The 26,829-nt window shown below is 36.1% G+C and carries 33 protein-coding genes; 24 read left to right on the top strand and 9 right to left on the bottom strand.

All coding sequences use genetic code 11. The annotated features are described in order from the left end of the window. Positions 1 to 6 precede the first annotated feature (6 nt). Entirely contained in the window at positions 7 to 558 is a 552-nt protein-coding gene (locus tag KPL75_RS07055) for a GNAT family N-acetyltransferase (protein ID WP_002033881.1), read from the bottom strand. A gap of 126 nt (positions 559 to 684) precedes the next feature. Here KPL75_RS07055 and spoIIM point away from each other — a divergent pair, with 126 nt between their 5' ends. From spoIIM to corA, 9 genes are all read left to right on the top strand, one after another. Then, positions 685 to 1,332 carry a stage II sporulation protein M gene (spoIIM, locus tag KPL75_RS07050; RefSeq protein WP_002111637.1) on the top strand — a complete coding sequence of 216 codons (648 nt, stop codon included), beginning with the start codon at positions 685 to 687 and terminating at the stop codon, positions 1,330 to 1,332. Between the two features lie 106 nt (positions 1,333 to 1,438). Next, entirely contained in the window at positions 1,439 to 1,894 is a 456-nt protein-coding gene (locus KPL75_RS07045) for a ferric iron uptake transcriptional regulator (RefSeq protein ID WP_000392654.1), read from the top strand. 103 nt (positions 1,895 to 1,997) lie between these two features. After that, positions 1,998 to 2,228 (top strand): YqzK family protein, encoded by a 231-nt coding sequence (locus KPL75_RS07040; protein ID WP_219919986.1) that lies wholly within the window; start codon positions 1,998 to 2,000, stop codon positions 2,226 to 2,228. Between the two features lie 6 nt (positions 2,229 to 2,234). Continuing rightward, a complete protein-coding gene (gene xerD / locus KPL75_RS07035) occupies positions 2,235 to 3,125 on the top strand; it encodes a site-specific tyrosine recombinase XerD (RefSeq protein WP_219919984.1) in 891 nt (296 codons plus the stop codon). A 143-nt stretch (positions 3,126 to 3,268) separates the two neighbouring features. After that, the gene (locus tag KPL75_RS07030; protein ID WP_219919982.1) at positions 3,269 to 4,012 is read left to right on the top strand and encodes a FixH family protein; all 744 of its coding nucleotides are present in this window, start codon (positions 3,269 to 3,271) and stop codon (positions 4,010 to 4,012) included. Between the two features lie 364 nt (positions 4,013 to 4,376). Then, positions 4,377 to 5,561: a phosphopentomutase gene (deoB, locus tag KPL75_RS07025; RefSeq protein ID WP_219919980.1), complete on the top strand. Its 1,185-nt coding sequence runs from the start codon at positions 4,377 to 4,379 to the stop codon at positions 5,559 to 5,561. A gap of 12 nt (positions 5,562 to 5,573) precedes the next feature. Beyond that, the gene (locus KPL75_RS07020; protein WP_001078440.1) at positions 5,574 to 6,395 is read left to right on the top strand and encodes a purine-nucleoside phosphorylase; all 822 of its coding nucleotides are present in this window, start codon (positions 5,574 to 5,576) and stop codon (positions 6,393 to 6,395) included. 7 nt (positions 6,396 to 6,402) lie between these two features. Further along, a complete protein-coding gene (locus KPL75_RS07015; protein WP_219919978.1) occupies positions 6,403 to 7,707 on the top strand; it encodes a pyrimidine-nucleoside phosphorylase in 1,305 nt (434 codons plus the stop codon). A gap of 62 nt (positions 7,708 to 7,769) precedes the next feature. Continuing rightward, positions 7,770 to 8,732 carry a magnesium/cobalt transporter CorA gene (gene corA / locus KPL75_RS07010; RefSeq protein WP_002145900.1) on the top strand — a complete coding sequence of 321 codons (963 nt, stop codon included), beginning with the start codon at positions 7,770 to 7,772 and terminating at the stop codon, positions 8,730 to 8,732. A 34-nt stretch (positions 8,733 to 8,766) separates the two neighbouring features. Here corA and KPL75_RS07005 read toward each other — a convergent pair whose 3' ends face one another. Together KPL75_RS07005 and KPL75_RS07000 are read right to left on the bottom strand one after the other, a co-directional pair. Then, the gene (locus KPL75_RS07005) at positions 8,767 to 10,056 is read right to left on the bottom strand and encodes an NCS2 family permease (protein ID WP_219919976.1); all 1,290 of its coding nucleotides are present in this window, start codon (positions 10,054 to 10,056) and stop codon (positions 8,767 to 8,769) included. A gap of 134 nt (positions 10,057 to 10,190) precedes the next feature. Then, positions 10,191 to 10,862, bottom strand: a complete 672-nt coding sequence (locus tag KPL75_RS07000; protein ID WP_219919973.1) for an SIMPL domain-containing protein — start codon at positions 10,860 to 10,862, stop codon at positions 10,191 to 10,193. A gap of 159 nt (positions 10,863 to 11,021) precedes the next feature. Here KPL75_RS07000 and KPL75_RS06995 point away from each other — a divergent pair, with 159 nt between their 5' ends. Both KPL75_RS06995 and KPL75_RS06990 read left to right on the top strand, forming a co-directional pair. Then, complete coding sequence (locus KPL75_RS06995) at positions 11,022 to 11,441, top strand: MarR family winged helix-turn-helix transcriptional regulator (RefSeq protein ID WP_070144749.1); 420 nt, start codon at positions 11,022 to 11,024, stop codon at positions 11,439 to 11,441. Positions 11,442 to 11,541: 100 nt separating this feature from the next. After that, the gene (locus KPL75_RS06990) at positions 11,542 to 12,087 is read left to right on the top strand and encodes a hypothetical protein (RefSeq protein ID WP_219919971.1); all 546 of its coding nucleotides are present in this window, start codon (positions 11,542 to 11,544) and stop codon (positions 12,085 to 12,087) included. 17 nt (positions 12,088 to 12,104) lie between these two features. Here the strand turns inward: KPL75_RS06990 and KPL75_RS06985 are convergent, their stop codons facing one another. The 5 genes from KPL75_RS06985 to KPL75_RS06965 are packed head-to-tail and all read right to left on the bottom strand — an operon-like array spanning position 12,105 to position 16,583. Then, positions 12,105 to 13,154: an ABC transporter permease gene (locus KPL75_RS06985; RefSeq protein WP_219919966.1), complete on the bottom strand. Its 1,050-nt coding sequence runs from the start codon at positions 13,152 to 13,154 to the stop codon at positions 12,105 to 12,107. 37 nt (positions 13,155 to 13,191) lie between these two features. Further along, positions 13,192 to 14,256: an ABC transporter permease subunit gene (locus KPL75_RS06980; protein ID WP_219919964.1), complete on the bottom strand. Its 1,065-nt coding sequence runs from the start codon at positions 14,254 to 14,256 to the stop codon at positions 13,192 to 13,194. A gap of 12 nt (positions 14,257 to 14,268) precedes the next feature. Continuing rightward, the gene (locus KPL75_RS06975; protein ID WP_002145905.1) at positions 14,269 to 15,327 is read right to left on the bottom strand and encodes an ABC transporter permease subunit; all 1,059 of its coding nucleotides are present in this window, start codon (positions 15,325 to 15,327) and stop codon (positions 14,269 to 14,271) included. Continuing rightward, positions 15,317 to 16,198 carry an ABC transporter ATP-binding protein gene (locus tag KPL75_RS06970; protein WP_219919962.1) on the bottom strand — a complete coding sequence of 294 codons (882 nt, stop codon included), beginning with the start codon at positions 16,196 to 16,198 and terminating at the stop codon, positions 15,317 to 15,319. The genes KPL75_RS06975 and KPL75_RS06970 overlap by 11 nt, the downstream gene beginning before the upstream one ends. Beyond that, the gene (locus KPL75_RS06965; protein WP_219919960.1) at positions 16,164 to 16,583 is read right to left on the bottom strand and encodes a GntR family transcriptional regulator; all 420 of its coding nucleotides are present in this window, start codon (positions 16,581 to 16,583) and stop codon (positions 16,164 to 16,166) included. The genes KPL75_RS06970 and KPL75_RS06965 overlap by 35 nt, the downstream gene beginning before the upstream one ends. Before the next feature lie 166 nt (positions 16,584 to 16,749). Here KPL75_RS06965 and dacF point away from each other — a divergent pair, with 166 nt between their 5' ends. From dacF to KPL75_RS06900, 13 genes are all read left to right on the top strand, one after another. Then, positions 16,750 to 17,940: a serine-type D-Ala-D-Ala carboxypeptidase DacF gene (gene dacF, locus KPL75_RS06960; RefSeq protein ID WP_219919958.1), complete on the top strand. Its 1,191-nt coding sequence runs from the start codon at positions 16,750 to 16,752 to the stop codon at positions 17,938 to 17,940. Between the two features lie 165 nt (positions 17,941 to 18,105). Further along, entirely contained in the window at positions 18,106 to 18,456 is a 351-nt protein-coding gene (gene spoIIAA, locus KPL75_RS06955; RefSeq protein WP_002088460.1) for an anti-sigma F factor antagonist, read from the top strand. Beyond that, positions 18,457 to 18,897 (top strand): anti-sigma F factor, encoded by a 441-nt coding sequence (spoIIAB, locus tag KPL75_RS06950; protein ID WP_001243400.1) that lies wholly within the window; start codon positions 18,457 to 18,459, stop codon positions 18,895 to 18,897. Between the two features lie 12 nt (positions 18,898 to 18,909). After that, positions 18,910 to 19,668: an RNA polymerase sporulation sigma factor SigF gene (gene sigF / locus KPL75_RS06945; RefSeq protein WP_002111619.1), complete on the top strand. Its 759-nt coding sequence runs from the start codon at positions 18,910 to 18,912 to the stop codon at positions 19,666 to 19,668. Positions 19,669 to 19,822: 154 nt separating this feature from the next. Continuing rightward, the gene (locus KPL75_RS06940) at positions 19,823 to 19,924 is read left to right on the top strand and encodes a methionine/alanine import family NSS transporter small subunit (RefSeq protein ID WP_258237018.1); all 102 of its coding nucleotides are present in this window, start codon (positions 19,823 to 19,825) and stop codon (positions 19,922 to 19,924) included. A gap of 139 nt (positions 19,925 to 20,063) precedes the next feature. Continuing rightward, positions 20,064 to 20,660, top strand: a complete 597-nt coding sequence (locus KPL75_RS06935; RefSeq protein ID WP_258237037.1) for a stage V sporulation protein AA — start codon at positions 20,064 to 20,066, stop codon at positions 20,658 to 20,660. Then, the gene (gene spoVAB / locus KPL75_RS06930) at positions 20,653 to 21,069 is read left to right on the top strand and encodes a stage V sporulation protein SpoVAB (RefSeq protein WP_219921077.1); all 417 of its coding nucleotides are present in this window, start codon (positions 20,653 to 20,655) and stop codon (positions 21,067 to 21,069) included. Before KPL75_RS06935 ends, spoVAB begins: the two co-directional genes overlap by 8 nt. Before the next feature lie 12 nt (positions 21,070 to 21,081). Further along, complete coding sequence (gene spoVAC, locus KPL75_RS06925) at positions 21,082 to 21,540, top strand: stage V sporulation protein AC (protein ID WP_002067042.1); 459 nt, start codon at positions 21,082 to 21,084, stop codon at positions 21,538 to 21,540. 13 nt (positions 21,541 to 21,553) lie between these two features. Then, positions 21,554 to 22,570, top strand: coding sequence for a stage V sporulation protein AD (gene spoVAD / locus KPL75_RS06920; RefSeq protein WP_219919954.1), 1,017 nt, complete (start codon positions 21,554 to 21,556; stop codon positions 22,568 to 22,570). Between the two features lie 3 nt (positions 22,571 to 22,573). Continuing rightward, the gene (spoVAE, locus tag KPL75_RS06915; protein ID WP_002014916.1) at positions 22,574 to 22,924 is read left to right on the top strand and encodes a stage V sporulation protein AE; all 351 of its coding nucleotides are present in this window, start codon (positions 22,574 to 22,576) and stop codon (positions 22,922 to 22,924) included. A gap of 5 nt (positions 22,925 to 22,929) precedes the next feature. After that, on the top strand, positions 22,930 to 23,499 hold the full coding sequence (locus tag KPL75_RS06910) for a stage V sporulation protein SpoVABEA (protein WP_002088445.1): 570 nt from the start codon (positions 22,930 to 22,932) through the stop codon (positions 23,497 to 23,499). Next, on the top strand, positions 23,486 to 24,958 hold the full coding sequence (gene spoVAF / locus KPL75_RS06905; protein ID WP_219919952.1) for a spore germination protein SpoVAF: 1,473 nt from the start codon (positions 23,486 to 23,488) through the stop codon (positions 24,956 to 24,958). Before KPL75_RS06910 ends, spoVAF begins: the two co-directional genes overlap by 14 nt. A gap of 96 nt (positions 24,959 to 25,054) precedes the next feature. After that, positions 25,055 to 25,858 (top strand): Cof-type HAD-IIB family hydrolase, encoded by an 804-nt coding sequence (locus KPL75_RS06900; RefSeq protein WP_002145920.1) that lies wholly within the window; start codon positions 25,055 to 25,057, stop codon positions 25,856 to 25,858. A 31-nt stretch (positions 25,859 to 25,889) separates the two neighbouring features. Here the strand turns inward: KPL75_RS06900 and KPL75_RS06895 are convergent, their stop codons facing one another. Then, positions 25,890 to 26,756 carry a DUF1002 domain-containing protein gene (locus tag KPL75_RS06895; RefSeq protein ID WP_219919951.1) on the bottom strand — a complete coding sequence of 289 codons (867 nt, stop codon included), beginning with the start codon at positions 26,754 to 26,756 and terminating at the stop codon, positions 25,890 to 25,892. Between the last annotated feature and the right edge of the window lie 73 nt (positions 26,757 to 26,829).

Raw genomic sequence — 26,829 nt, 5'->3', positions numbered from 1 at the left:
GTGTTTTTAGTTAATTTTTGCATATACACGTGCATCGCGTAAGCTGCCATCGGGTGCTAGGAAATCGTTTTCCATTGTACCTTCTAAAATAAATTCTAGACGTTCTGCCAAGTTACATGCGTTTATATTTGTTGCATCAGTACGAATTTCAATTCTTCTAGCACCTAGTTTATCAAATGCAAATTGAATCGCACCTTTAATGGCTTCTGTCATATAGCCATGCTTTGTATAAGCGCTATGTAGCCAGAAGTGAAGTGAAAACTTTGGAATATCCCAGTTTTCAGGTTTGAGAGTAATAGCTCCGATGAATGTACCAGATACTTTATCGTATAAGTGGAAATCAAGTGTTTCACGAAGTAAAAACTGTCCGTGAGCTTCGCGAACAATTTCTTCAGCACGTTCTTCTGTTTCAGCTGTAATTGGCATCCATGGTAATAAGTCTTCTAGAGAAGCTTGGATTGCTTCATATACTTCTGTGCCATCACCTGGAAACGGCTTACGTACTTGCAAGCGCTCAGTTTGAAATAATGTTGGAAAATCTAATAATAATGGTTTCAAGAGAAATCCCTCCTATTCTCTACTTTTTAGTTTAGCAAAGTAGAGCGGAATTTCAATGTTAATTCGTCATACTTTTTTTCTTTCTTTCATACATTTTTAGTAAGAGTGTGAACGGAGGGAAGGAAAATGTGGCGAAAAACGTGGCAAGACCGTGTAATGTCTCACATACAGGAAAATTCTTCACTATATATATTTAATGCGGTTTTATTACTGATGGGAGTAATATTTGGAGCGATTCTTGTGAATAGTTTACAAATAAACCAAAAGCAAGATTTATCATTTTATTTACAGCGTTTTTTTGGACAAGTTTCTAAAGGAGAATTTGCTGTCGCGGGCGAAATGTTTCGAGAAAGTTACTTTTCGCAATTAAAATATATCGGCTTTATTTGGATTTTGGGAATTTCAATTATTGGGTTGCCACTCATTTTTATCTTACTATTTTTAAAAGGGGTAGTTGTTGGATTTACAGTAGGTTTTTTAGTAAGTCAGCACGGATGGAATGGACTATTATTAGCATTTGTATCTGTATTGCCACAAAATTTAATTATAATTCCTGTATTTCTCGTAATGACAACAATTGCTGCAAGCTTTTCCTTGAGAATGATTAGGCATCAATTTATCCGGAAAATAACGGAGCCACTATTACCGTTATTAATTCGCTATACATGCTTTTTTCTCGTGATTGGAGCGGTATTAGCTATTGCTTCCAGTGTCGAAGCGTATGCATCACCAGTTTTAATGAAAGAAGTTGTGGAGGCTATCAACAAACAATAAATACTTTGTGAGAATAATTATCAATTTGTTTTTATTGTTTTTCTTTTGACAGGAGCCCTTCTTCTGATATAATGGTGTAAGAGTGGCGAGGAGGGAGTAGTACCGAATGGAAGAAAGAATTGAACGAATTAAGAAGCAATTACATGCAGCGAGCTATAAATTGACACCACAACGTGAAGCAACAGTTCGTGTGCTGCTAGAAAATGAAGAAGATCATTTAAGCGCAGAAGATGTATACCTCCTTGTAAAAGAAAAGTCGCCAGAGATCGGATTAGCAACCGTTTATCGAACTTTAGAGTTATTGTCTGAGTTGAAAGTTGTCGATAAGATTAACTTTGGAGACGGTGTTTCGCGTTATGACTTACGCCAAGAAGGTGCACAGCGTTTCCATCATCATTTAATCTGTACACAATGCGGTGCTGTACAAGAAATACAAGAAGATTTACTTGGTGAAGTGGAGAATAAAGTGGAACGAGACTGGAGCTTTAAGGTGAAAGATCATCGTTTAACATTCCATGGGATTTGTAAAAATTGTCAAGAAAATGAAACGGATGAAAAATAACCTTTTCCTATTTAACTAGGAAGAGGTTTTTTATTTGAATAAGGTATAAATTGGTGAAAGCTTGGCATATGTTGTAATAACTTATATTTTGGAGGAATTTACAATGCGCCGAGCTTTAAAATTAACTTTTGATGGGATGAAAGTATTTTTATTATTTACAAGTTGTACGATTTTGTTTTATTTCGCTATACTATGGATAAATGAAGAATATGAAAGTTACCATCGTTATGAAAAGCCAAAAGAAGAGACTGTAGAAAAAGTATCAGGGAATGAGGAGCTGGAAAAGGATGCTTTCGTAAATAGAATGATGTTTTTCTATGAAAATGGGGAGTAGTGTAGATTGGAAGATCAATTAAAAGATTTTATTCATTATATGATTGTTGAAAAAGGTTTGGCGAAAAATACAGTTGTATCTTATGAACGCGATTTGAAAAGCTATGTGAAGTATTTGCAAAATGTAGAACAAACGAAGACGTTTCATGAAGTGACACGCTTGCATATTGTTAACTTTTTGCAGCATTTAAAAGAAAACGGGAAATCTTCAAAAACATTGGCGCGTCATATTGCATCGATTCGTTCGTTTCATCAATTTTTACTTCGTGAACGAGCAGTGGAGCATGACCCATCGGTACATATTGAAACGCCGCAAGGGGAACGGAAATTGCCAAAAGTATTATCAATCGACGAAGTGGAAGCATTGCTTCAAACACCGAAAACGGCAAGTGCTTTTGGGATTCGTGATAAGGCAATGTTAGAGTTGTTGTATGCGACAGGACTTCGTGTTTCAGAATTAATTGCATTAAATTTAGAAGATGTACACTTAACGATGGGGTTTGTTCGCTGTATTGGGAAAGGGAATAAAGAAAGAATTATTCCATTAGGAAGTTTAGCGACAGAAGCGATTCAAAAGTACATTGAAAAAGGAAGAAGAGAATTGATGGGTAAAAAAGTAGTAGATGCACTATTTTTAAACCATCACGGCAATCGATTATCAAGACAAGGGTTTTGGAAAATTTTAAAACGATTAGCGAAAGAAGCGAATATTGAAAAAGAACTTACACCTCATACGTTGCGTCACTCGTTTGCTACTCATTTATTAGAAAATGGGGCAGATTTACGTGCTGTACAAGAAATGCTTGGACATGCAGATATTTCAACGACGCAAATTTATACGCACGTTTCAAAAGCTAGATTAAAAGATGTATATAAACAGTTTCATCCGAGAGCATAGTTACTATGCTCTTTTTTCATAGATTAAGAAGAGTAAACCGTTTCACAGAAACTTCACAAACATTTCGTATATTGTTTTCAGCAGAAGACTGGAATATTACAATGTATTTCCTCTATACTAAATAAAGTACGAAGGAGGAAATGATGATGAAAAAACTTATTGTGACGTTATTTATCGCGATGCTAGCATTGGCTGGTTGTAATACAAACAAAGAAGAACCGAAAAAAGAAAAGAAACTTGAAGCTATAAAAGTAGCAGTTCAAACGAATCCGAAAGAAATTAAACCTGGTGAAAAAACAGAAGTACAAGCACTTGTTACACAAGGAAAAGAAAGAGTAACGGATGCTGATGACGTAAAGTTTGAGATTTGGAAAGATGGCGATGAGAAACACGAGATGTTAGATGGTAAGCATAAAGGCAAAGGTGTTTATGCAGTAGAGAAAACATTTGAAACTGATGGAGTATATCATATTATTCCTCATACAAATGCACGTGATATGCACGTTATGGAAGAACACAAATTTGCTGTAGGGAATGCGAAAGTAGAAGATGCGAAAAAAGAAAGTGGTGATCATAGTGCAGGACACGGTGATCATAAAAGTGACACAATGATTCATCTTATGGCCGGTGACATAAAAGCAAATGCTGAATCAACAATGAAAGTCCATTTAAAGCAAAAAGAAGAAGCGTTAACTGGTGCTGAAGTGCAACTTGAGATTTGGAAAGATGGTGTTGAAAAACACGAATTTATTCCGGCGAAAGAAGGGAATAAAGGAGAGTATGAAAGTAAACATACTTTCAAAGAGAACGGTGCTTACAAAGTGAAAGTGCATGTAAGAAAAGGCGAACTGCATGAACATAAAGAAGAAACAGTAGAAGTAAAATAAAAAGCAGCTCTTTAGAGCTGCTTTTTATTTTTATATTAGGAAATATGTTATGAAATGATTAGCACTTCTTTGCAGAATGGATTACAATAGAAGGGTAAAGAAAATGAGAAATTCTACGAAAAGGTATTAAAAAGAAAGCGTAAACATGTTATGATATCAATATCAGATGTCTGACATCTGACTTAGAAAAAACTAGAAATTTTTTTGATTCGTTTGAAAGTAAAACGAAAAAGTTAGAGAATGATTTAAAGCAGTACTGTTTAATAATGAGGACGAAAGATAATTCCCATTGATAACAGTTTCACTTTATAGCGTTTTGAACATACTACAAGAAGTAGAACTGAACATATAGGAGGTTGCAGTTATGAATAAATATAAACGTATTTTCCTAGTCGTAATGGACTCTGTGGGGATCGGTGAAGCACCAGATGCTGAGCAGTTTGGTGATTTAGGTTCTGATACAATTGGTCATATCGCTGAACATATGAATGGATTACACATGCCAAATATGGTGAAATTAGGCCTTGGTAATATTCGTGAAATGAAAGGAATCTCTAAAGTAGAGAAACCGCTTGGATATTATACAAAAATGCAAGAGAAATCTACAGGTAAAGATACAATGACAGGTCACTGGGAAATCATGGGCCTTTACATTGATACACCATTCCAAGTGTTCCCTGAAGGATTCCCGAAAGAATTACTTGATGAATTAGAAGAAAAGACAGGTCGTAAAATTATCGGTAATAAACCAGCCTCTGGAACTGAGATTCTTGATGAGCTTGGTCAAGAGCAAATGGAAACAGGCTCTTTAATCGTTTACACTTCTGCTGATAGTGTATTACAAATAGCAGCACACGAAGAAGTAGTGCCACTTGATGAGTTATATAAAATTTGTAAAATTGCCCGTGAACTAACGTTAGATGAGAAGTACATGGTAGGACGTGTTATCGCTCGTCCGTTCGTTGGAGAACCAGGAAAATTCACACGTACACCAAATCGTCATGACTATGCGTTAAAACCATTCGGTCGCACAGTAATGAATGAATTAAAAGATAGTGACTACGATGTTATTGCTATCGGTAAAATTTCTGATATTTATGATGGCGAAGGGGTAACGGAATCACTTCGTACGAAGTCTAACATGGATGGAATGGATAAGCTTGTAGATACATTAAACATGGACTTTACAGGTCTTAGCTTCTTAAACTTAGTTGACTTTGATGCATTATTCGGTCACCGTCGTGATCCACAAGGATATGGAGAAGCTCTGCAAGAATATGATGCACGTCTTCCAGAAGTATTCGAAAAACTTAAAGAAGATGATTTATTATTAATTACAGCAGACCATGGTAATGATCCAGTACATCCTGGTACTGATCATACACGTGAATATGTACCGTTATTAGCATATAGCCCAGGCATGAAAGAAGGCGGACAAGAATTAGCACTTCGTCAAACATTTGCTGATATTGGTGCAACTGTAGCAGAAAACTTCGGTGTGAAAATGCCAGAATACGGAACAAGCTTCTTAAACGAGCTAAAGAAATAGGGGGATAAACAAATGAATCGTGAACTTATTACAAAATCAGCTTCATACTTAAAAGAGAAATTTCAAGAAACACCACAAGTAGGACTAATCCTTGGATCTGGACTAGGTGTATTAGCAGATGAAATCGAAAATGCGGTAACAGTGCCTTACAGCGAAATTCCTGAATTCCCAGTATCAACTGTAGAAGGACATGCAGGTCAACTAGTATTTGGTACACTTCAAGGTGTACCTGTAGTAGCAATGCAAGGACGTTTCCATTTCTACGAAGGATATGACATGCAAAAAGTAACATTCCCAGTTCGTGTTATGAAAGAACTAGGTGTAGAAACAGTTGTTGTAACGAACGCAGCTGGTGGTGTAAATACATCATTTGAACCAGGCGATCTTATGTTAATTTCAGACCACATCAACTTCATGGGTACGAACCCATTAATCGGACCGAATGATTCTGAAATGGGCGTACGTTTCCCTGATATGTCTACATCATATACGCCAGAACTTCGCGAAATGGCGAAACAAGTTGCAGCAGACTTAAACATTAAAGTACAAGAAGGTGTATACGTTGGAATGACAGGTCCTGTATATGAAACACCTGCTGAAATTCGTATGCTTCGTACACTTGGCGGAGATGCAGTTGGTATGTCAACAGTACCGGAAGTAATTGTAGCGCGTCACGCAGGTATGAAAGTACTAGGTATTTCTTGTATTTCAAATATGGCAGCTGGTATTTTAGATCAGCCACTTCACCACGATGAAGTAATTGAAACGACAGAACGTGTTAAAGCTAACTTCTTAGCACTAGTAAAAGCAATCGTAAAACAAATGAAGGGGTGACTTCACAATGAGAATGGTGGACCTAATTGCAAAAAAACGTGATGGACATGCATTAACGACAGAAGAAATTAACTTTATCGTTGAAGGATACACAAATGGTGATATTCCTGATTATCAAGTAAGTTCACTTGCAATGGCAATTTTCTTCCAAGATATGAATGATCAAGAACGTGCAGATTTAACGATGGCAATGGTAAATAGTGGTGATACAATTGATTTATCAGCCATTGAAGGAGTAAAAGTAGATAAGCATTCAACAGGTGGAGTTGGTGATACAACGACACTTGTATTAGGTCCATTAGTAGCTGCTTTAGGTGTACCAGTTGCGAAAATGTCTGGACGAGGTCTAGGACATACGGGTGGTACAATTGATAAATTAGAAGCAGTACCAGGATTCCATGTGGAAATTGAAAATGATGAATTCATGCGTCTTGTAAATGAAAATAAAATTGCTGTTATCGGTCAAAGTGGAAACTTAACACCTGCTGATAAAAAATTGTATGCACTTCGTGATGTAACGGCAACAGTAAACTCAATTCCGCTTATTGCAAGCTCGATTATGAGTAAAAAAATTGCTGCTGGTGCAGATGCAATTGTTCTTGATGTAAAAACTGGAGCAGGAGCATTTATGAAAACGGATGAAGATGCAAAACGTTTAGCAGAAGCAATGGTACGAATCGGTAATAACGTTGGTCGTAATACGATGGCAGTTATTTCTGATATGAGCCAGCCGCTTGGTGAGGCTATTGGTAACGCATTAGAAGTACAAGAAGCAATTGATACATTACAAGGTAAAGGACCAAAAGATTTAGAAGAGTTATGTTTAACGCTTGGAAGTCAAATGGTATACCTTGCTGGACAAGCTTCATCTTTAGAAGATGCTCGTGAAAAGTTAATTGAAGTAACGAACAACGGTAAAGCGCTAGAATCATTTAAAATGTTCTTATCAGCGCAAGGCGGCGATGCATCTGTTGTTGATGATCCTTCTAAATTACCACAAGCACAATTTAAAATTGAAGTGGAAGCAAAAGAAGACGGTTATGTATCGGAAATCGTTGCAGATGAAATCGGAACAGCAGCAATGCTTTTAGGGGCAGGTCGTGCGACGAAAGAGTCTGAAATCGATTTAGCAGTTGGTCTAATGCTTCGCAAAAAAGTAGGCGATAGCGTGAAAAAAGGTGACTCTCTTGTTACAATTTACGCAAACCGCGAAAATGTTGAAGACGTAAAAGCGAAAATTTATGAGAACATGAAAATCGCTAAAGACCATGTAGATGCACCAACTTTAGTACACGGTATTGTAACAAAGTAATAAAAAAAAAGCTGAGGAGATTTCTCCTTGGCTTTTTTGACTATTTTTTGTTTATAATAATAATGGGTGAAATTATGATTAGAATTTGTGCAGTAACGAAAAAAAACGAAGTTTTATATGATGTTTCGCTAGAAGAAACGCAAAAAGAAAATATCGTATGGTATTGGCTTGATTTATATAAGCCGACGAAAGAAGAGTATACATATATTTTGCAAGATCATTTTAAGTTCCATCCCCTTGCAATTGAAGATTGTGTAGAATATGTACAGAGACCAAAGGTAGATTTTTATGATGGTTATAATTTTTTAGTTCTCCATGCATTCGGCGAAGACGGATTAGAACCGCATGAAATCGATTTATTTGTTAGTGATCGATTTATAGTCTCTTTCCATTTTTCTCATAACAATGCGATTGAAAGGGTATGGAAAACGCTCGGTGAGAAGAAACGTATTAAGAAGAGTCCTTTAAATGTAGCGCATACCATTATTGACCAAATTGTAGATGATTATTTCGCACCTGTTTATTACATTGAAGACCATTTAAATGCAATTGATGATAATTTAACGGGCGAGACGGCAGGAAGCGTGCTAGAAGAGGTATTTGATATTCGTGCAGATTTATCTAAGCTAAGGCGTACGATTATTCCGATGCGTGATTTATTGTATCGCATTTTAAATTCAACTCGTTTTTACGGTATAAGCGACCATGAAATTTATTTTAAAGATATACATGATCATTTGCTTAAACTGACAGAGATGATTGAAGCGAGTCGTGAATTAACAGCAGATATTCGAGACAGTTACTTTTCATTGAATTCGCACCATATGAACAACATTATGAAAACATTAACTGTATTCTCGACGATTTTCATGCCATTAACATTTATCGCAGGGGTATATGGAATGAACTTTTCACATATGCCAGAGCTTGGCGGGAAATATAGTTATTTTATCTGTTTATTTTTAATGGCGTTAATTGGCGGGGGAATGATGGCTTGGTTTTATAAAAAAGGATGGTTTAAGTAAAAAAACACCGAGGGCTTTTCCTCGGTGTTTTTTACTAGCCAATAGCGTGTAATACGAACATGGCTAAGAATAAGCATGTAATGATATACATGGATGGTGCAACCTCTTTACGCTTTCCAATAGCAACTTTTAAAATAGGATAAGCGATAAATCCGAACGCAATGCCATCAGCGATACTATATGTGAGCGGAATCATAACGATAATTAAAAACGCTGGAAACCCTTCTGAAAAGTCGTTCAGAGGAATTTGTTGAATGCTTGTAATCATCAGGCCGCCAATAATAATTAAGATTGGTGCAATGGCACTATCAGGAATTAGTTTGACAAACGGAAGTGCGAACAGTGATGCGAAGAATAACAACCCTGTAACGATAGACGTCAGACCTGTCTTTCCGCCTGCAGTAATACCTGCGGCACTCTCTACTGTTGAAACGGTAGGGCTTGTGCCAAATAGACCACATGTCATTGCTGAAATTGCATTTGCTTGGTAAGCACGTGGGAATTTACGGTCATCTTCTAATAAACCGTGCAGTAGTCCCATGTTCTCAAAAATAAGCACCATGCTTAAGGAGAATGTTGCAATCCAAAATGGTAAGGAAGAAAGTTTCCCAAATGACATAGCTCCAAACACATCGCCGTAATTAGCGAATGAAAACGAACTATTTCCCATTTGACTCGTATCAACAAGACCAAACAGCCATGCAATACCAGTGCCAATTGCAATCGTCCATAAAAAGCTTCCACGTACGTTACGCACGAATAGCACAAGTGCGACAATAAGAGTAAGTAGTGTGGCAAGAACGACAGGACTACTTAATTTCCCCATTGCAACAGCAGTATTAGGATGCGAAACGACTAAACCACCTTTTTGCAAGCCGATGAAAGCTAAAAACAACCCGATACCGACAGTGATCGCTTCCTTTAATGACTTTGGAATCGATAACGAAAGCACGCGAGCAATCGGTGTAAAAGCAGCAATTGCAAAAATAATACCGGCGATAAAAACAGCTGCCAATGCTTCTTGCCAAGTTAAACCGAGCGTATGCACAGCAGTGTACGTGAAGAATGCATTTACACCCATACCAGGGACAAGAATAGCAGGTGCATTTGCCAAAAATGCCATGAGTAGACATCCGACAAATGAACTAAAAACAGTTGCCAAAATTCCTGCCTCAAGAGGAATGCCGGCATCTGATAAGATTGACGCATTTACAATCATAATATAAACAATTGTGAAAAATGACGTGACTCCAGCTAAAACTTCTTGTTTTGGTGACGTTTGGTGTAAGTCTAATTTAAATGTTCTTTCAAGTATTCCTTTCATGTTAAACCTTCTTTTTCATATCCCTCTCCCACCCGTGATATCTCTTATGTAAGAGCTCACCGTCCTTTATTATATCAGAACATCATGTTTTTACAACAACGAAAATGATAACGGTTACTTATAAATGAGTTTATTTATAAATACGTAAAAATTGCCCGGATAGATGAAATGATTTCTAGTTCTCCTGATTGAATGGGTGGAGCTGCTTGCGCATGCAAAGTAGCATATGATGCGATCTCCCGTGGTAATTGGACAGATTCTTCAACGAATGAGAGGGGAACAGGATTAATATTTAAATTGTAGGTACTCGCAATTGTACGAGCTTTGTCTACTGCTTGTTGCAGAGCTTGAATGAGAGCTTGCTCATAATATTTATTTGGATGAGATATTCGAAAACGTAATCCTTTTGCTACGTTTGCACCATTCGTAACGGCTATATCATATACTTCCCCTGCTTTCTGCACATTTAAAACGGTAATTTCATACAAATGTTCCACACGGTAGCCTTGTAGTAATGCTTTATCATTTACATATTCGTATTGAGGAGTAATCGTATAAGAAATGGTTTCTATATCTTTATCGGCAATACCTAGCTGTTTGAGTGCATCAAGCAATTGTTTCGATTGCACTGCATTTTCTTCTTGCGCTTGTTTTACATTTTTACTATCTGTTCGAATGCCTAGTGTTAATATGACAACATTTGGTTTTGCCTTTATAATGCCTTCTCCTTGTACAGTAATAGTAGCTTCTTTACCAGTATTTGTCGTACGGATATTATGTAAATACGGATTCATTCCACCTTGCATTTATGCTCACCATCCTTTTTTACATGTATATGTGTGAACAAAAAAGAAAATCGTATGAAAAAAGTTACATAAATGAGAATGTTGTGGGAAGAAAGCATATACAACATAGGTATTTATAGATTATAATATGTGTAAATATGATAAAAAGGGACGAGGCTAGTGAACGAAAATAGAGAAACACTGATTTTAGATTTATCTGCATCATTTCGAAAGATGATACGTTTATTACAAAATGATATTAATACACGTTTTTCAGAGCATATGCCATATAACGAATTCTCTGTATTACGTGCGTTATTTTTAAAAAGTCCACAGATGGCTTCGCAAATTGCGAGTGAAGTAAACGTAACCTCCAGTCATATTACAGCTGTAACAGATCGTCTCGTGCGAAAAGGGTTTGTTGAAAGAAAACGTTCAAATTCAGACCGTCGTATCGTGTACTTAGAAATTACAGAACACGGACGAGAAGTAACTGAAAAGCTTGAAGCTGTGCGTAAAGAATATTATAAAGAGAGATTTAAAGGTTGGAGCGACCAAGAGATAGAAATGGTTTTAGAACTATTTGGTCGCGTATTATAATAAATGAGGATAGGAAGCGAAAGCTTTCCTATCCTTTTTCTTTTGAATAAAAATATTTTGAAACTCCGATACTTTAATTAAACAGATCGGAGGAAAGATTATGAAATATATTGCTGCAATCACCATTTTATTTGGAAGTTTTTTCTGCTTTCAAACATTCATGTACGCCGATAGCCCTATACAAGTGGTGCAAAAAGAAGTGAAGTACATTGAAAACGATAATACTGTCTTATATTCGAAATTATGGGTTCGTTCTATGCGAAGTGCAGTATTATTCCACCATAGCGATAATATTCGTAATCAGGACACTTTGCGTAACGTAACAAGTTCATCGCTCGTTAAAGCGAAGCAATTACCGTTTCAAAAAGCATCTATGTACATCCCGAGATTATCGCAATACGTATCAAAAGCAGGAAAAGAAAATATCCAAGTGTATTACATTGCGGTGCACTATAATGTGAAAAAAGAAAATGCATATCAATTAAATGGTATGAACTATTTTCTGCAAGTGTTTCTGAAAGAGCGTGGGGAATGGAAAATTGCTGAAAGTGTAGTTGCACCGACAGAGCAAATTGTGAAAAATGGTGATGGATTTGGAATGAAGGAAGAGATGGTGTATGGGGATAGGAGAGAGAATGTGAAATAGCCTCCTTTTGAAGGAGGTTATTTCGTATGAAGTAAAAATTTTTTATTTATCAAATAGTGAAGTATTACATAGCCAAATAGTCCTATTATTATGAACCCAGCGTAATAACTTAATAGCGGATCGTTTTTTCCACCTGTTATCCGGCCTCCTAATAGAGCAAAACATATTGTAACACAAGGTATAAATAGTCGATGTAGTTTAGTGAATAATAATATTTTACCGTTATTTTCATTAGGAGTCCGATTATACAAAAATACTCCTAATGGTAAAAGAATGAGAATATATAGAATCGGAGTGATAAGCTTCCAGATGGGCTGGAATTGATGCTGCTCCTTAACGGATTCTTTTAAATTATTAATGTCTACTTCCTTTACTTCTGGATTAAATGTATAAGATATATAAGTATTATTAGTAGGTGCAAAAACTTCAATATTCTCTATATATGATGTATAATTCGTTTTCTTAATGAAAAACTCAGTTGCAGGTACATTTGTGTGAATCCAAGCAAAATGAAACAGTAACACGCCTATTCCATATGGTAATATAATGAAAATCAAGCTTAATATACTATGTGAAATAACATTCCCAGCAATTGTTCCGATAAAAATAGCTATTGTAAAAATCGCAATCCATGTAATGGTAACATAACATAATAATGTACCCATTGGCCCAAAAGATTGGTATTGGCTAAAAAGATTAATCTTTAGGATGAAATAAGTTAAGATGCCATTAAGACTCATTATGAATAGAATTGTGATTGTCCCGAACAGCCACTTAGAAAGAAAAAGCTCTTTTCTCGAGAATGGCATTGCAAATAACAGATAATCTGTTTGATTTTGTCTTTTCCAACTGATTAATGAACAGGCAAGTAATATGAAAATTGGAATGAAGGGAATGATAAGAGTATCCCCATTTAAACTATAGCTGAAATAGCCATCTTCGTTTGGCTGAACCTGTAAATCATTAAAGTAGCTAATAGGTAAAAACCAAAAACTACTACAGGCAAAGAGTAAAAGAATGTACTTACTTTGCTTGTAATGATGGAGCCATAAAGCTTTATGAAACATGTAATCCCTCCAGTACAAAATTGTGATAATGATGAGTTTATTTAGCGTTCCAAGAGAACTTCCATTTCAATAGCTTGGATAGAAGAAAATAGCTAATTGTGCCTGCGCCAAAAAATCCAATGTAAAAATTAAGTAATAATTTATCTCCCCTTAAGACTAAACCAGCAACGATTCCTATAAAGAAAATAACAAAGCTCATAACTATTTTTTGTAACTTCGGATAAAGTAAGAAACTGCCATTCCGCTCATTGACTGAACGAACATATAAATACATACCGAGCGATAATAAAATAATGGTATGTGTAATAGGTGCAATCAATAATTTTGCTGTAGGAACATATGTAAAGTTTGGCTCATTATGACGTACTCCATCTGGATCGGTATAGGCACTATATGGATCATAATCAAATCTAATACGAAAATCTTCTGCTGGACCAGAAATACGTATGTTTTCTAAGAAATGGTTCATATCACTACTGTTCTCATGAAAGTCAATATTTAAGTGAACAGCGATGACTCCTGAGATAAGTGATGGAAGTAATAATGGGAACATGAATATAGCTGCAGTGAGAAGTCCCTGCGAGATAATATTCCCAGTGATTGTTCCTATACATAAGGCAAGTGTATAAATAGCAATTAATACAATTAACATGTATATAAAATAAGAATGAAATGGGGAAAACACTTGATATTTATTATGAAAAGTCATCTTTTTCATAATAGCAAATAGTCCCCAGTTTATACTGACAGCTGCTATAATGTTACAAATACCAAAAAACCATTTTGTCATAAAAAGGTGTGAACGTTTAAAAGGCATAGACCAAAGAAAATCAATGGAATTATTGTGTCTTTCCCAACCGATTAAAGTACAGGCCAGAATGATAAGTGCACCACCTTGAAACATGACGGGATCCATAAGTGATAAATTGAAATGGTAATGATATACATAATCACCTTCTTTTGGCGTATTTAGAAGGTGTTGTTGTTCAATAGCTGCCATATAGTATTTGTATGACAAATTGTAGAAGCTAACGAACCAAAATAACCAGACCATATATTTACTTTGTTGATACGTCCTTAGCCATAATGCTTTTTGAAACATAGGATCTCTCCTTTAAAAGACTTTATAATTTGTAAGGCGCTTTAGTACGAAATAAGTGATGATTCCGGCAAAACACATACCGGTATATTGATTAAATAAGAAATTAAATAGAGGTAATCTATAGCTACCTAGTAATGCAAAATAGATTGTCGCTATCCATATCCATATTCGTAAATGCTTTTGGGAAATAAATACCTTTTGACTATTTTCAATTGGCGACCGCTTGTATAAATATGTGCCAATTAGTAAATAGAATATTGTATAAAAAATAGGAACTAGCATCGATTTAGCTGAATAATAACTCTGGAACTCTGGACCTTTTAAAAGCGATGAATCGGGTGTTTCCTGATCTCTTTCCGAATTATAGTAGTAACTAATAGAAAAATTATTTATCGGTGCAACGATATTTGTTTTTTCATTAATTTTGAAAAGACTTACATATAAGTGTCGGTCTTTCTTATATGTAATATCTAGAGAATTGATTGTAAAATTGTATAGTAATGAAATAAATGTAAGACCCATTAGTAACAAAGGAATACAAAAAACGACTTGTGAAACGACACTTCCAGTAAAAGTACCGATACATAATGCTGCTGTATAGACTGCAACATATGAAACAATCGCATAAAGAAAGTATCGATGAAATGGTCCAAATGATTGATACTCAAAATGAATTGTAGTTCTATAAATAAAATACATAAGAATCCAATTTATAAGAAATGAGCATACAATACAGAATGCACCGAAAGCCCATTTAGATAAGAAAACATCTTTTCGTTTAAAAGGCATTCCCATAAGTAAAGTAATAGATTGGTTGCTACGCTCCCATCCTATTAATAGACACGCTAAAGAAATAATAAGAATAGTTAACCAAAAACTACTATTATTTGACCCAAATGCGTAATGATAATCGAAAGTTCCTTTTTCTTTTAAATTATAATATTTAGCAAGTTGTAGTTGAGCTTCCCTATAGTATCTGAAAGATAAATAATAAAGTGAACTCAAGAAAAATAGTAACGCAGCGTATTTCCCGCGCTTCCAATTCCACATCCACAGCGCCTTATGAAACATACCCATCCTCCTCAAGTGTTGTAACAAAGACATCTTCCAGTGACATTGTTAATTCTTCAATGAGTATTGGTTGCTCTTTATAAAACTTCTCAAGAGTTGTAGCTACATTGCCTTCGATTAAAATCGTATATACTTTTCCGGTTTGGTTTAATATTTTAATATTGCTTAAGTTTTCTAGTTTTTGAGGTAATGATCGTTCATAAGCAACTTGTATTTTAGCAAATTGTGATTTTGCATCGTCTAGTGATGTAATAGAATCTACTGTATGCCCTTTTAAAATAATGATTGTATCGGCAATTTTTTCAACTTCATCTAAATGGTGAGTTGAGATGAAAATTGTAATTTCTTTTTCTGCTACTTCTTCAACGAGAAATTGTAGAATCTGTCTTTTAACGATAGGATCAAGTCCGTTTGTCGGTTCATCTAAAATGATATATTCTGCTTTTGCAGCGAAAGCTAAAATGATCGCAAGCAATGCTTTCATTCCTTTTGAGTAACTACGAATACGTTTGTTTGGTAAGTTGAAACGTTCTAACAGTTCATAGAAATATGATTCATCAAATGCTGTATAAACTGCTTTATAAAACTTCACGATTTCCTTCACTGTATATCCGTTCAGTATATTAGTAGAATCCGGCACGTATACAACTTTTTGTTTAATTTCAGGATGCTTATGAACATCTGTTTCTTCATATGTAACAGTTCCTGCATCTGGGTCTAAAATGCCGACCATCGTTCGTAATAAAGTTGTTTTTCCCGCGCCGTTTCTTCCGAGCAATCCGACGATACTACCTTTTTGTAATGTGAAAGAAACATCGTCTAAAATCGTTTGGTTATCAATTGTTTTCTTCAAGTTTGTCACTTTCAGCATCTATATTTCCTCCAATCTCTTTATAGTATGAATCTATCCAATCGTGAATTTTATCTTTCGTAATCCCAAGATAAGAGGCTTCTAGTAATAATTGATGAAATTGCTTTTCAACCATAGCGATTTTCCTTTCGTCTAATGTTGGGGTAATCGATTGGGCTACAAATGTTCCTTTTCCTCGTAATGTTTCAATAATCCCTTGTCGCTCTAATTCTTGATAAGCTTTACTTACTGTATTTGGATTTATAACGAGCAAAGAAGCAAGCTCGCGTACAGAAGGAAGCTTATCACTTGGAGCTAACATATTTTTTAGTACGAGCTCTTTTATATTTTGAACAATTTGTTCCCATATCGGAGTGTTGCTTCTTGGATCAAGTTGAATATGCAAGAGCAATGTCTCCTTCCTGGTGAGTATTAAGTGTACTACTACGTGTAATACACTTAATACAATATCGGCAATCACTTTATTTGTCAACTGAAAATAATAGAAAAATTTGGTATTAAAAAAAGAAAAATTGGGAAAAATAGGTTTGATATAGAATGGAGGGTTAGTCATGAAGCGAGTTTTTGGAATACTTGTTTGTTTCATGTTATTGCTTTCTGGTACTTCTGTTAGTTTCGCACAATCTGAGAAGACGAAGCAGGAGAAAACAGAAGAAACAATGCCTAAGTTAGCGGAACAAGCGTCGTCAGCGATCGTAATTGAGCAAGATACAGGTAAAGTTTTGTTTGATAAAAATCCGAATGAAAAGTTACCACCTGCTAGTATGACAAAGATTATGACGATGCTATTAATTATGGAACAAGTTGAAAAAGGAAAACTAAAACTAAACGATAAAGTTAGAGCGAGTGAACACGCAGCTTCAATGGGCGGATCACAAATTTTTCTAGAACCTGGGGAAGAGATGACTGTAAATGAAATGTTAAAGGGCATTGCAATTGCATCTGGAAATGATGCATCTGTTGCAGTAGCTGAGCATATCGCTGGTTCAGAAGAAGGCTTCGTAAATATGATGAACAAAAAAGCGAAAGATCTAGGACTGAAAAATACCCATTTTCAAAATCCGACAGGTCTCCCGGCCAAAGATCATTATTCTACAGCGAATGATATGGCTATTATGGCGAAAGAGTTGATGAAGTATCCACTTATTCGAAAATACACAGGTAAATATGAAGACTATTTACGTGAAAATACGGATAAGAAGTTTTGGCTCGTTAATACGAATAAGTTAGTACGTTTTTATCCTGGAGTAGATGGAGTGAAAACAGGCTTTACGACAGAAGCGAAATATTGTTTAACGGCATCGGCTGAGAAAAATGGTATGCGTGTTATTTCAGTTGTAATGGGAGCACCTACATCAAAAGAGCGGAACAATCAAGTAACGAAGCTTCTTGATTATGCATTTGGACAATACATGACAAAGAAATTGTATACACGTGGTGAGAAAATTAAGACTGTACAAGTAGGAAAAGGTAAGGAAGAAAAAGTAGATTTAGTTGCATCAGACAATGTGTCTCTTCTTATGAAGAAGGGCGAAAATATGGACAAAGTAAAACAAGAAGTGATTGCTGAAAAGAAAGTGAAGGCACCGATTAAAAAAGGTGATGCACTTGGCACACTTGTTATTAAAAGAGATAAAGATGTTTTATTAAAACAAACAATTGTAGCGAAAGAAGATGTTGAGGCAGCGAGCTGGTGGGAGTTATTTAAAAGAAGTTTTGGGATGTTTTCAACATCAAAATAGCGGCAAAAATTTTGACGTTTTTCTGTTCGTATTTACTGAAATAATTGCTGAAAGGTTTCACTTTATGACGAAATGGTTCTTCTTTTGTCAGTAGGAAGGATTCTTATTTTATATCACGAAAATCTTATGTTAATGAGTAAAGTTTGAGCATAAGGAGGAAATCGTGTGAGTCTTTCCATGCATTTAGAAGTAAAACGTGACGTCTTATGTGTGAGGCTAGAGGGCGAGTTAGATCATCATACTGCTGAAGAGTTGCGAACGAAAGTCACAGATATGATTGAGACACATGGTGTTCATCATATTGTTTTGAGCCTAGAGAACTTAACATTTATGGATAGTTCTGGTTTAGGCGTTATATTAGGCCGATATAAACATGTAAAGGGATTAGGTGGAGAAATGGTTGTCTGTGCAATTTCACCGCCTGTTAAACGTTTATTTGAAATGTCAGGTCTATTCAAAATTGTTCGTTTAGAAGAAAGTGAAGCGCATGCGCTCGCGACGTTGGGGGTGGCATAAATGAGAAACGAAATGAACCTTCAATTTTCAGCGTTAAGTCAGAATGAATCATTCGCTCGTGTTACGGTAGCTGCTTTTATTGCGCAATTAGACCCGACGATGGAAGAACTAACAGAGATTAAAACAGTTGTGTCAGAAGCGGTTACAAATGCAATTATTCATGGGTATGAAGGAAATGCAGAAGGTGTTGTTTATATTTCAGTGATTTTGGAAGAAGCAATGGTGAAACTCACGATTCGAGATGAAGGGATTGGTATCTTTAACTTAGATGAGGCAAGACAACCCCTTTTTACAACTAAACCTGAATTAGAGCGTTCCGGAATGGGATTTACTATCATGGAAAATTTTATGGATGAAGTAGAAGTTATTTCAAACGAATCTTTCGGGACAACAATCCATTTGACAAAATACTTATCAAATAGTAACGCTCTATGCAATTAAGGAGAATAGCCAATGGACATAGAGGTCAGAAATGAGAAGAAGAAACCTCAGTTAAAGGACCACGAGCTAAAAGCGTTAATTCAAAAAAGTCAAGATGGAGATCAACAAGCGAGAGATACAATCGTTCAAAGTAATATGCGTCTCGTATGGTCGGTTGTGCAGCGATTTCTTAATCGAGGATACGAACCAGACGATTTATTTCAAATTGGATGTATTGGACTCTTAAAATCGGTAGATAAATTTGATTTATCTTTCGACGTGAAATTTTCAACATATGCAGTTCCAATGATTATCGGTGAAATACAACGATTTTTACGTGACGATGGATCAGTGAAAGTAAGTAGATCTTTAAAAGAAACAGGAAACAAAGTCCGAAAGATGAGAGACGAGCTTTCGAAAGAATTTGGAAGGGCTCCAACGATTAATGAGGTAGCAGAGGCTCTTGAACTAACGCCGGAAGAAGTTGTTCTGGCGCAAGAAGCGAGTCGCGCTCCTTCGTCGATACATGAAACTGTGTATGAAAACGATGGAGATCCAATTACTATTTTAGATCAAATTGCCGATCAATCGGAAACGAAATGGTTTGATAAAATTGCTTTAAAAGAAGCAATTAGAGAATTAGATGAACGAGAAAGGTTAATTGTGTATTTGCGCTATTATAAAGACCAAACTCAATCAGAAGTAGCGGAGCGCATAGGCATTTCGCAAGTACAAGTTTCAAGACTTGAAAAGAAAATATTAAAACAGATGAAAGATCGAATAGATGAGTAGCTATCTATTCGATTTTTTTTGTTGTAACGTATGGTTGGTCGATAGCGGCAGCGTTTCTTATAGTTGCACTAGTCATTAGTCTGAAGAAATGGAATGCACAAATACATTCAGACTCTGCGCAGCTTGAAAAAGAATGGAGGGACCGAGGTGTTTCATGATGAACGGATCAGCGATTATGATGATGGTTATAGGTATGGTAGTCATTTGGGGAGGACTTGCATTAAGTATTGCAAATTTATTTAAGAAAAAGGCATAAGCTAAAAACATCTGTACCGAAATGGTACAGATGTTTTTTTATGAAAAAATTGTATTAGAAAAAATTCCAATAACCATACTACAACTACGAGGAAGAGTGAAGGGGTGAATGGAAATTGGAACAAACGATTTATATTAAAATGCGCAATCGCTTAAAAGTGTCTCCTACGTATGAAGTAAAGCTGAGCGACGTTGCTCAGCTTGCCGGGGATTCTTTGGTAGTTGAGTCGTTACAAAATGAGATAGTCTACAAAATAACAGCGCATGATAAAACACATGTTGTAATTGATGTTATGAAAGTGATTGAGATTATTCAACAAAAAGTGGCTCACATACAAATTAATTTACTTGGTTCTGGACAAACTCTTGTTGAAATTATATACGAAAAAAAGAAAGTGCATCCGGTTTTCTTCGGACTTGTATGGTTGTTACTTTTCATTGGAGCGGCCCTTGCGATCATTTATTTCCATGAAGATGTAAGTATGCAACAAGTACACCAACGGTTATATTACATGATTACTGGAGAATTTAAGGCGCAACCACTTTTATTTCAAATTCCTTATTCATTAGGTCTTGGATTAGGTATGGTCTTATTTTTTAATCATGTATTTCAAAAGAGAATTAATGAAGAGCCGAGCCCATTAGAAGTTGAGATGTTTCAATATCAGCAGTCGCTTGATCAATATGTAATTGTTCATGAAAACAAGGATAATATGAAACAGATTGCTGATGATTGAGTGTGCATTTGTTGTATTAATTGGTTTAGCTGGAGGGATCGCAGTAGGTAGCGGATATGTCGCGTTTTTAGCTGTACTTGGTATAATCCCTCGTTTAGCTCAATTAACGAGAAGTGGAAAGCATATTCAGTATTTTGAGTGGGCGGTCATTGCAGGTACTTTAGCAGGGGCTTGGTGTAGTCTGAAAAATATTACATTTCACACGTCACAATATTGGCTTGTTATATTAGGGATATTTTGTGGCACATTCATTGGAATGCTCGCTGCGGCGTTAACGGAAGTGTTAAACGTTTTACCTATTTTAGCGAAACGAGTAAGGGTAGAGGGGAAAATTGTTGTTTTACTCGTTGCTCTTGTACTTGGGAAAGTAATAGGCTCGTTGTTTCACTGGATTTATTTCGTAAAGTAGGAGGCAATATATATGGCAGGGCGAAAATTGAAGGACGATTACATAAATAAAGTGAAGGAGTACCATCCAAAACCGAACTATTTCATAAATTGTGTGAAGGCATTTCTTGTTGGTGGACTCATTTGTACGGCGGGAGAAGTATTGATGAAATTTTATATACATTACTTTCACTTTAGTGAGAAAGAGGCAGGAAACCCTACAGTTGCAACTCTTGTTTTACTATCAGCGATTTTAACAGGGTGTGGTGTATATGATAAAATCGGGCAGTTTTCTGGAGCGGGATCAGCAGTACCAGTTACCGGATTTGCGAATTCTATGGCGAGTGCCGCACTAGAACATAGAAGTGAAGGGATTGTTCTAGGAATCGCTACTAACATGTTTAAGCTTGCAGGAAGTGTCATCGTATTTGGAGTCGTCGGTGCATACATTATCGGGTTAATAAGATATACATTTCAAATTTTAATGTCTTAAAGGAGGGGTGGGTATGAGATTGACAGGAAAACAAACGTGGGTATTTCAAAATGATATCTTCGTGAATGCAACTGGTACTGCTGTCGGTCCGAAAGAAGCTGAAGGCCCTCTTGGAAAGGATTTTGATATTTCATATTCTGACTTACATTGCGGAGAGGAAAACTGGGAACTTGCTGAACGAAGGTTAATGTCAGACTCAATTCAACAAGCGATGCAAAAAGGGAATATAAAAAAATCGCAAATTGATTTCTTTTTAGCGGGAGATTTATTAAACCAAACAGTGACAGCAAATTATGTTGCTCGTGAGTATGGTATTCCTTTTTTAGGGATGTTCAGCGCTTGTGCGACGTCAATGGAAACTTTAGCGGTTGGATCAGCATTTATAGACGGTGGATTTGCGAATCGTGTCTTAGCTACGGTAAGTAGTCATAATGCAACGGCTGAAAGGCAATTTCGTTATCCAACAGAGTATGGGGGACAAAAGCCAGAAACCGCAAATTCAACTGTTACAGGTGCAGGATCCATATTAATTAGCAAAGAAAAAAGTGCAATTAAAATTACGGCAGCAACAATTGGTAAAGTACAAGATTTAGGAATTGCTAATCCTTTAGATATGGGATCAGCGATGGCACCAGCTGCTGCTCATACAATTCAACAGCATTTTGAAGATTTGAGAAGAAGTGCAGCTGATTATGACCTTATTGTTACTGGAGATTTATCAGCTGTTGGGACACCAATTGCGAAACAACTTTTACTTGAGGAAGGGTATGATTTGGGGAATGTATACAATGATTGTGGATTAATGATTTACAATTCAAATCAAGAAGAAGTGTTTGCAGGGGGGAGTGGTTGTGCTTGTTCAGCTGTTGTAACATACGGCCATTTATTGCGTGAAATGCAAAAAGGGAATTTACAAAGAATTTTTGTCGTTGCAACTGGAGCTCTATTAAGCCCCATGATGATGCAGCAGAAGGAAACGATTCCAACGATTGCACATGGTGTTGTGTTTGAATGCGTTAAAGGAGAGTGAATTGTGGATTTTATATATGCATTTCTTGTAGGAGGAGCTATTTGTGTAATTGGACAAGTGTTGCTAGATTTCGCAAAGTTAACGCCGGCACATTTAATGGCAACTTTTGTAGTCGCCGGAGCTATTTTAGACGGATTTGGATTATACGATAAGCTTATAAAATTTGCAGGTGCTGGGGCAACAGTCCCTATTACAAGTTTTGGACACTCACTATTGCACGGGGCAATGCATGCGGCAGAAAAACATGGATATTTAGGAATTGGAATCGGTATGTTTAGCTTAACGTCTGCGGGGATTTCAGCAGCGATATTATTTTCATTTTTTGTTGCACTTATATGTAAACCGAAAGGATAAATCAAATGAGACGAAGGGTTGTTTTGGTAACAGATGGAGATGAATATGCAAAGCGGACAATTGAGCTGTTAACAAAGGAATTTGGGGGAAGGTGTATTTCAGCATCGCAAAGTAATCCGACCAAATTGACAGGGAAGAAAGTTGTTGAGCTTATTATGCAAACGCCATATGACCCTGTATTTGTCATGTTTGATGACAGCGGATTTATAGGAGAAGGATCTGGTGAAAAGGCGTTAAAGTATGTCGCAACACATAAACAAGTCGATGTACTGGGTATTTTAGCAGTAGCATCTAATACACATCATTGGGAATGGGCACGTGTAGATGTAAGTGTAGATCGGAATGGGAATTTGACAGAATATGGCGTTGATAAATTTGGACTCCCAGATGGTGAAATTGGCAGGATTAGTGGGGATACGATTTATTGTTTAGATGGTCTGAATGTTCCTGTCATAGTGGGGGTAGGTGATATTGGCAAGATGTGCGGAAATGATGAATGGGAGAGAGGATCACCTATTACTAGAAAAGCGATTCAATTAATTTTGGAAAGGAGTGGGTTTTATGACGAAGCCTAAAAAAGTGAATATCCCGATTTCATCTTTTTTAAGTGATAATGAAAATTATTTAAAGCAAACGGTCGGACTCGGTGTTACATACGATGTTGGTATTCGTAAATTTCAAATTTTAAATAAAGAAATTGGTGTGTTATTTGTAAATGGACTTTGTGATACGAATTATATTATCCCTATTTTAGAAGAAGCGGTGGATACAAATGAAATAAGGGATGTAGAAGAAGATACAGTGAAGCTTTTAGAGAATCGTTTAATTCATCAACAAGTAAGTAAAGTGAAAACGATGGATGAGGTAATGATCCAAGTATTATCAGGACTCATTATTATATTTGTGGAAGGCGAAACGGAAGCGTTCGCAATAGATGTTCGTAGTTATCCGGGCAGGACACCGACAGAACCAGATACAGAAAAGGTAGTGCGCGGTGCAAGGGATGGTTTTGTTGAAAATATCGTTGTAAATACAGCATTAATTCGTAGAAGGATACGCGATCCACGTCTTCGAAATGAAATGATTCGAGTCGGGGATAGATCGCAAACGGATATTTGTATTACATACGTTCAAGATGTTGCAAATCCAGATTTAGTAAAGATTATAAAACAAGAATTAAATAACATTGATGTAGACGGGATTACGATGGCGGATAAAACAGTAGAAGAATTTGTAGTGAAACAAGGCTATAATCCATTCCCGCTTATTCGATACACAGAAAGACCAGATGTAGCAGCAAATCATCTATTAGAAGGACATGTGTTAGTACTTGTTGACACATCACCAAGTGTTATGATCACTCCAACAACATATTTCCACCATTTACAGCATGCAGAAGAGTTTAGACAAAATCCAGCTGTAGGTACATTTTTACGTTGGGTACGTTTTTTAGGTGTTATATTTTCGCTGTTCTTACTGCCATTTTGGTTAGTTTTTGTTTTTAATCCAACTCTTTTACCGGATAGTCTTGCTTTCATTGGACCAAACAAGATGACGCACTTACCAATTTTATTACAAATTTTGATGGCGGAAGTCGGACTCGAATTTTTAAGAATGGCTGCCATCCATACACCGACATCATTGTCGTCTGCAGCAGGATTAATTTCTGCCATATTAATCGGTCAAATTGCAATTGATGTAGGTTTATTTGTACCAGAAGTTATTTTGTATGTAGCGGTTTCTATGATTGGATCATTTGCAACGCCGAGTTATGAACTTGGACTTGGAAATAAGGTCGGAAAATTGTTTGTTATTATTTTAACAGGCATATTCCATGAAATGGGATTTGTCATTGGAATGACGATGTTGATTCTATTTTTAACATCTATAAGAAGCTTGCAAACACCATATTTATGGCCGTTTTTACCGTTTGATTGGGGCGCGTTAACGAAAATTTTACTTCGTCCAACTATGTCTAGTTTAAAGGTTCGTCCAAGTATTGTAAGACCTCAAAATGTGCGAAGACAAAAATAAGCGGGATTATACTTCCGCTTATTTTTTATTGAAAATTTATTGTTTTTTTAACAAAAATCAAACATTTTTTTTGTACAATTAGAGTAGATATTGTGTATGAAAGGGGAAGAGGACATGATTAAACTATTTGTAAGTGATTTAGATGATACGCTCGTTTACAATGTGAATCATATGCAAAAAGAAGATGAACGAGCGCTTTGTTGGCTAGCTGAAAAAGGGACAAATATTTGTTTTGCCTCTGGCCGTTTTACTCACCGAATTGATGAGGCGGTAAAAAGGTTTTCGTTCCCATATTACACAACTAGTTTAAATGGAGCGACAATGATACTACCGGATGGAAAAGTATTTCATGAATCGAGTTTTGAAGATGGGGTTGCCCAGGAAATATATCGATATATACATAAAAAGGGACTAGCAGATATTGTTTGTGCAAATGAGCAGCGATATACAAAAAGGAAGAATAAACATCATCATACTTTTGAAGAGTATATGGGAGTGCATATTGCTGAAATTGAAGAATTAGAAGAGGAATTTGGGAAGACTGTACATCCTGCGAAATTATTTGTTTTTGGAGAAGAAGAAAAAATTGTAGCATTAGATCAAGAGTTGCGAGATACATTTCATAGCGAAGCGGAGGTCTTTATATCGGGTAAACGCTATGTTGACATTATGCCAAGAGGTGTAAGTAAAGGAAGCGCTCTGAAGCGATTAATGGAACATTTACAAATTGAAGCAAATGAAGTTGCATGTATTGGAGATTCTTTCAATGATATTTCTATGTTTGAAGCAACCCCGCACTCCTTCACCCTCCACCATGCTCATCCGTATGTGAAGGAGAAAGCAAATCATGTTGTTCGTTCGGTTGAAGAAGCTGTTATGAAATTACCGTTACTTGTATAAAAAAGAAGCTCGTCAGTGACGAGCTTCTTTTTTACTTGAATAAAGATTTAACGAAATCAATTATACTAGAGAAGAAATCTTTTACTTTATCTAGGAAACTTTGTCCTTCTTCAGATCCTAAGAAGGCAGACACATGGTCTTTTGCTTTATCTAATTGGCTACCAACTTGGTTCCAATCGATATTAAGATTTTTCATTTTATCAAATAACGATACTAAGTTATCCAACTGTTCATCTGTTAATGTAATGCCAAGTTGATCAGCAATTTTTTTTATTAATGAACGCAAATCTTCAGTTGTTTTTGGCTGTTCTTTTGCAATTTCTTCTTTAATTTTTACAACAAGTTGAACTGCTTTTTCTTCACCGATTTTATCACCAAGTTTTGCTGTTTGTACCATTTCTTCATTGGCTACTTTTTTAACATCTTCTGGAATTTCTTTGTTCGATGTTGTTTCATAGGCCTTCATTAAACCTGTTAAAGCAGCAGTTCCGGAAACCTTAAATGGTGCAGTAATTTGAATCTCTGCATCTTTCACACCTGCTGTAATAAGTGCATTTGTGTACATTGCATCTGTTATCGAATTAATGTTCTTTGAGCGTACAATGAGACCTGATCCTGGCTTTGTGTATGTAATCATAGAAGAGGAAATTGCTCTCGTACCAATTTGTGCTTTTGGAACAATTCCTTCTAGAAATTTATGTTCTTCCGTATTAGACACAGTGATGATTGTAGCATCTTTTGGTGCTTTCATTTCTTTTAGCAGCTCTTGTTTTTGTTGTTCAGATAAGTTTTCTCCTAGTGTAACAATTGATTCTCCCTCAATGATGTCTGCAAATGAAGCTGTTGGCATAATAAATACGGCTACAGCTAATAGCAGAGCTAGTAATTTCGCTTTCACGAAAAATCGCTCCCTTTCTCTTTCTGAAATTTTCGGGCAACACAGTTATTATAGTATATTTTTAAAATTTGTC

The organism is Bacillus sp. NP247, from assembly GCF_018966865.1.
Classification (GTDB): domain Bacteria; phylum Bacillota; class Bacilli; order Bacillales; family Bacillaceae_G; genus Bacillus_A.
This window is presented reverse-complemented; position numbering and strand designations above follow the sequence as displayed.

Coding starts and splice junctions, on each gene's coding strand:
- spoIIM (WP_002111637.1), top strand. CDS start 685: ATGTGGCGAAAAACGTGGCAAGACCGTGTAATGTCTCACATACAGGAA.
- KPL75_RS07045 (WP_000392654.1), top strand. CDS start 1,439: ATGGAAGAAAGAATTGAACGAATTAAGAAGCAATTACATGCAGCGAGC.
- KPL75_RS07040 (WP_219919986.1), top strand. CDS start 1,998: ATGCGCCGAGCTTTAAAATTAACTTTTGATGGGATGAAAGTATTTTTA.
- KPL75_RS07030 (WP_219919982.1), top strand. CDS start 3,269: ATGATGAAAAAACTTATTGTGACGTTATTTATCGCGATGCTAGCATTG.
- deoB (WP_219919980.1), top strand. CDS start 4,377: ATGAATAAATATAAACGTATTTTCCTAGTCGTAATGGACTCTGTGGGG.
- KPL75_RS07020 (WP_001078440.1), top strand. CDS start 5,574: ATGAATCGTGAACTTATTACAAAATCAGCTTCATACTTAAAAGAGAAA.
- KPL75_RS07015 (WP_219919978.1), top strand. CDS start 6,403: ATGAGAATGGTGGACCTAATTGCAAAAAAACGTGATGGACATGCATTA.
- corA (WP_002145900.1), top strand. CDS start 7,770: ATGGGTGAAATTATGATTAGAATTTGTGCAGTAACGAAAAAAAACGAA.
- KPL75_RS07005 (WP_219919976.1), bottom strand. CDS start 10,056: ATGAAAGGAATACTTGAAAGAACATTTAAATTAGACTTACACCAAACG.
- KPL75_RS07000 (WP_219919973.1), bottom strand. CDS start 10,862: ATGCAAGGTGGAATGAATCCGTATTTACATAATATCCGTACGACAAAT.
- KPL75_RS06990 (WP_219919971.1), top strand. CDS start 11,542: ATGAAATATATTGCTGCAATCACCATTTTATTTGGAAGTTTTTTCTGC.
- KPL75_RS06985 (WP_219919966.1), bottom strand. CDS start 13,154: ATGTTTCATAAAGCTTTATGGCTCCATCATTACAAGCAAAGTAAGTAC.
- KPL75_RS06980 (WP_219919964.1), bottom strand. CDS start 14,256: ATGTTTCAAAAAGCATTATGGCTAAGGACGTATCAACAAAGTAAATAT.
- KPL75_RS06975 (WP_002145905.1), bottom strand. CDS start 15,327: ATGTTTCATAAGGCGCTGTGGATGTGGAATTGGAAGCGCGGGAAATAC.
- KPL75_RS06970 (WP_219919962.1), bottom strand. CDS start 16,198: ATGCTGAAAGTGACAAACTTGAAGAAAACAATTGATAACCAAACGATT.
- dacF (WP_219919958.1), top strand. CDS start 16,750: ATGAAGCGAGTTTTTGGAATACTTGTTTGTTTCATGTTATTGCTTTCT.
- spoIIAB (WP_001243400.1), top strand. CDS start 18,457: ATGAGAAACGAAATGAACCTTCAATTTTCAGCGTTAAGTCAGAATGAA.
- sigF (WP_002111619.1), top strand. CDS start 18,910: ATGGACATAGAGGTCAGAAATGAGAAGAAGAAACCTCAGTTAAAGGAC.
- KPL75_RS06940 (WP_258237018.1), top strand. CDS start 19,823: ATGATGAACGGATCAGCGATTATGATGATGGTTATAGGTATGGTAGTC.
- KPL75_RS06935 (WP_258237037.1), top strand. CDS start 20,064: ATGCGCAATCGCTTAAAAGTGTCTCCTACGTATGAAGTAAAGCTGAGC.
- spoVAB (WP_219921077.1), top strand. CDS start 20,653: ATGATTGAGTGTGCATTTGTTGTATTAATTGGTTTAGCTGGAGGGATC.
- spoVAC (WP_002067042.1), top strand. CDS start 21,082: ATGGCAGGGCGAAAATTGAAGGACGATTACATAAATAAAGTGAAGGAG.
- spoVAD (WP_219919954.1), top strand. CDS start 21,554: ATGAGATTGACAGGAAAACAAACGTGGGTATTTCAAAATGATATCTTC.
- KPL75_RS06910 (WP_002088445.1), top strand. CDS start 22,930: ATGAGACGAAGGGTTGTTTTGGTAACAGATGGAGATGAATATGCAAAG.
- spoVAF (WP_219919952.1), top strand. CDS start 23,486: ATGACGAAGCCTAAAAAAGTGAATATCCCGATTTCATCTTTTTTAAGT.
- KPL75_RS06900 (WP_002145920.1), top strand. CDS start 25,055: ATGAAAGGGGAAGAGGACATGATTAAACTATTTGTAAGTGATTTAGAT.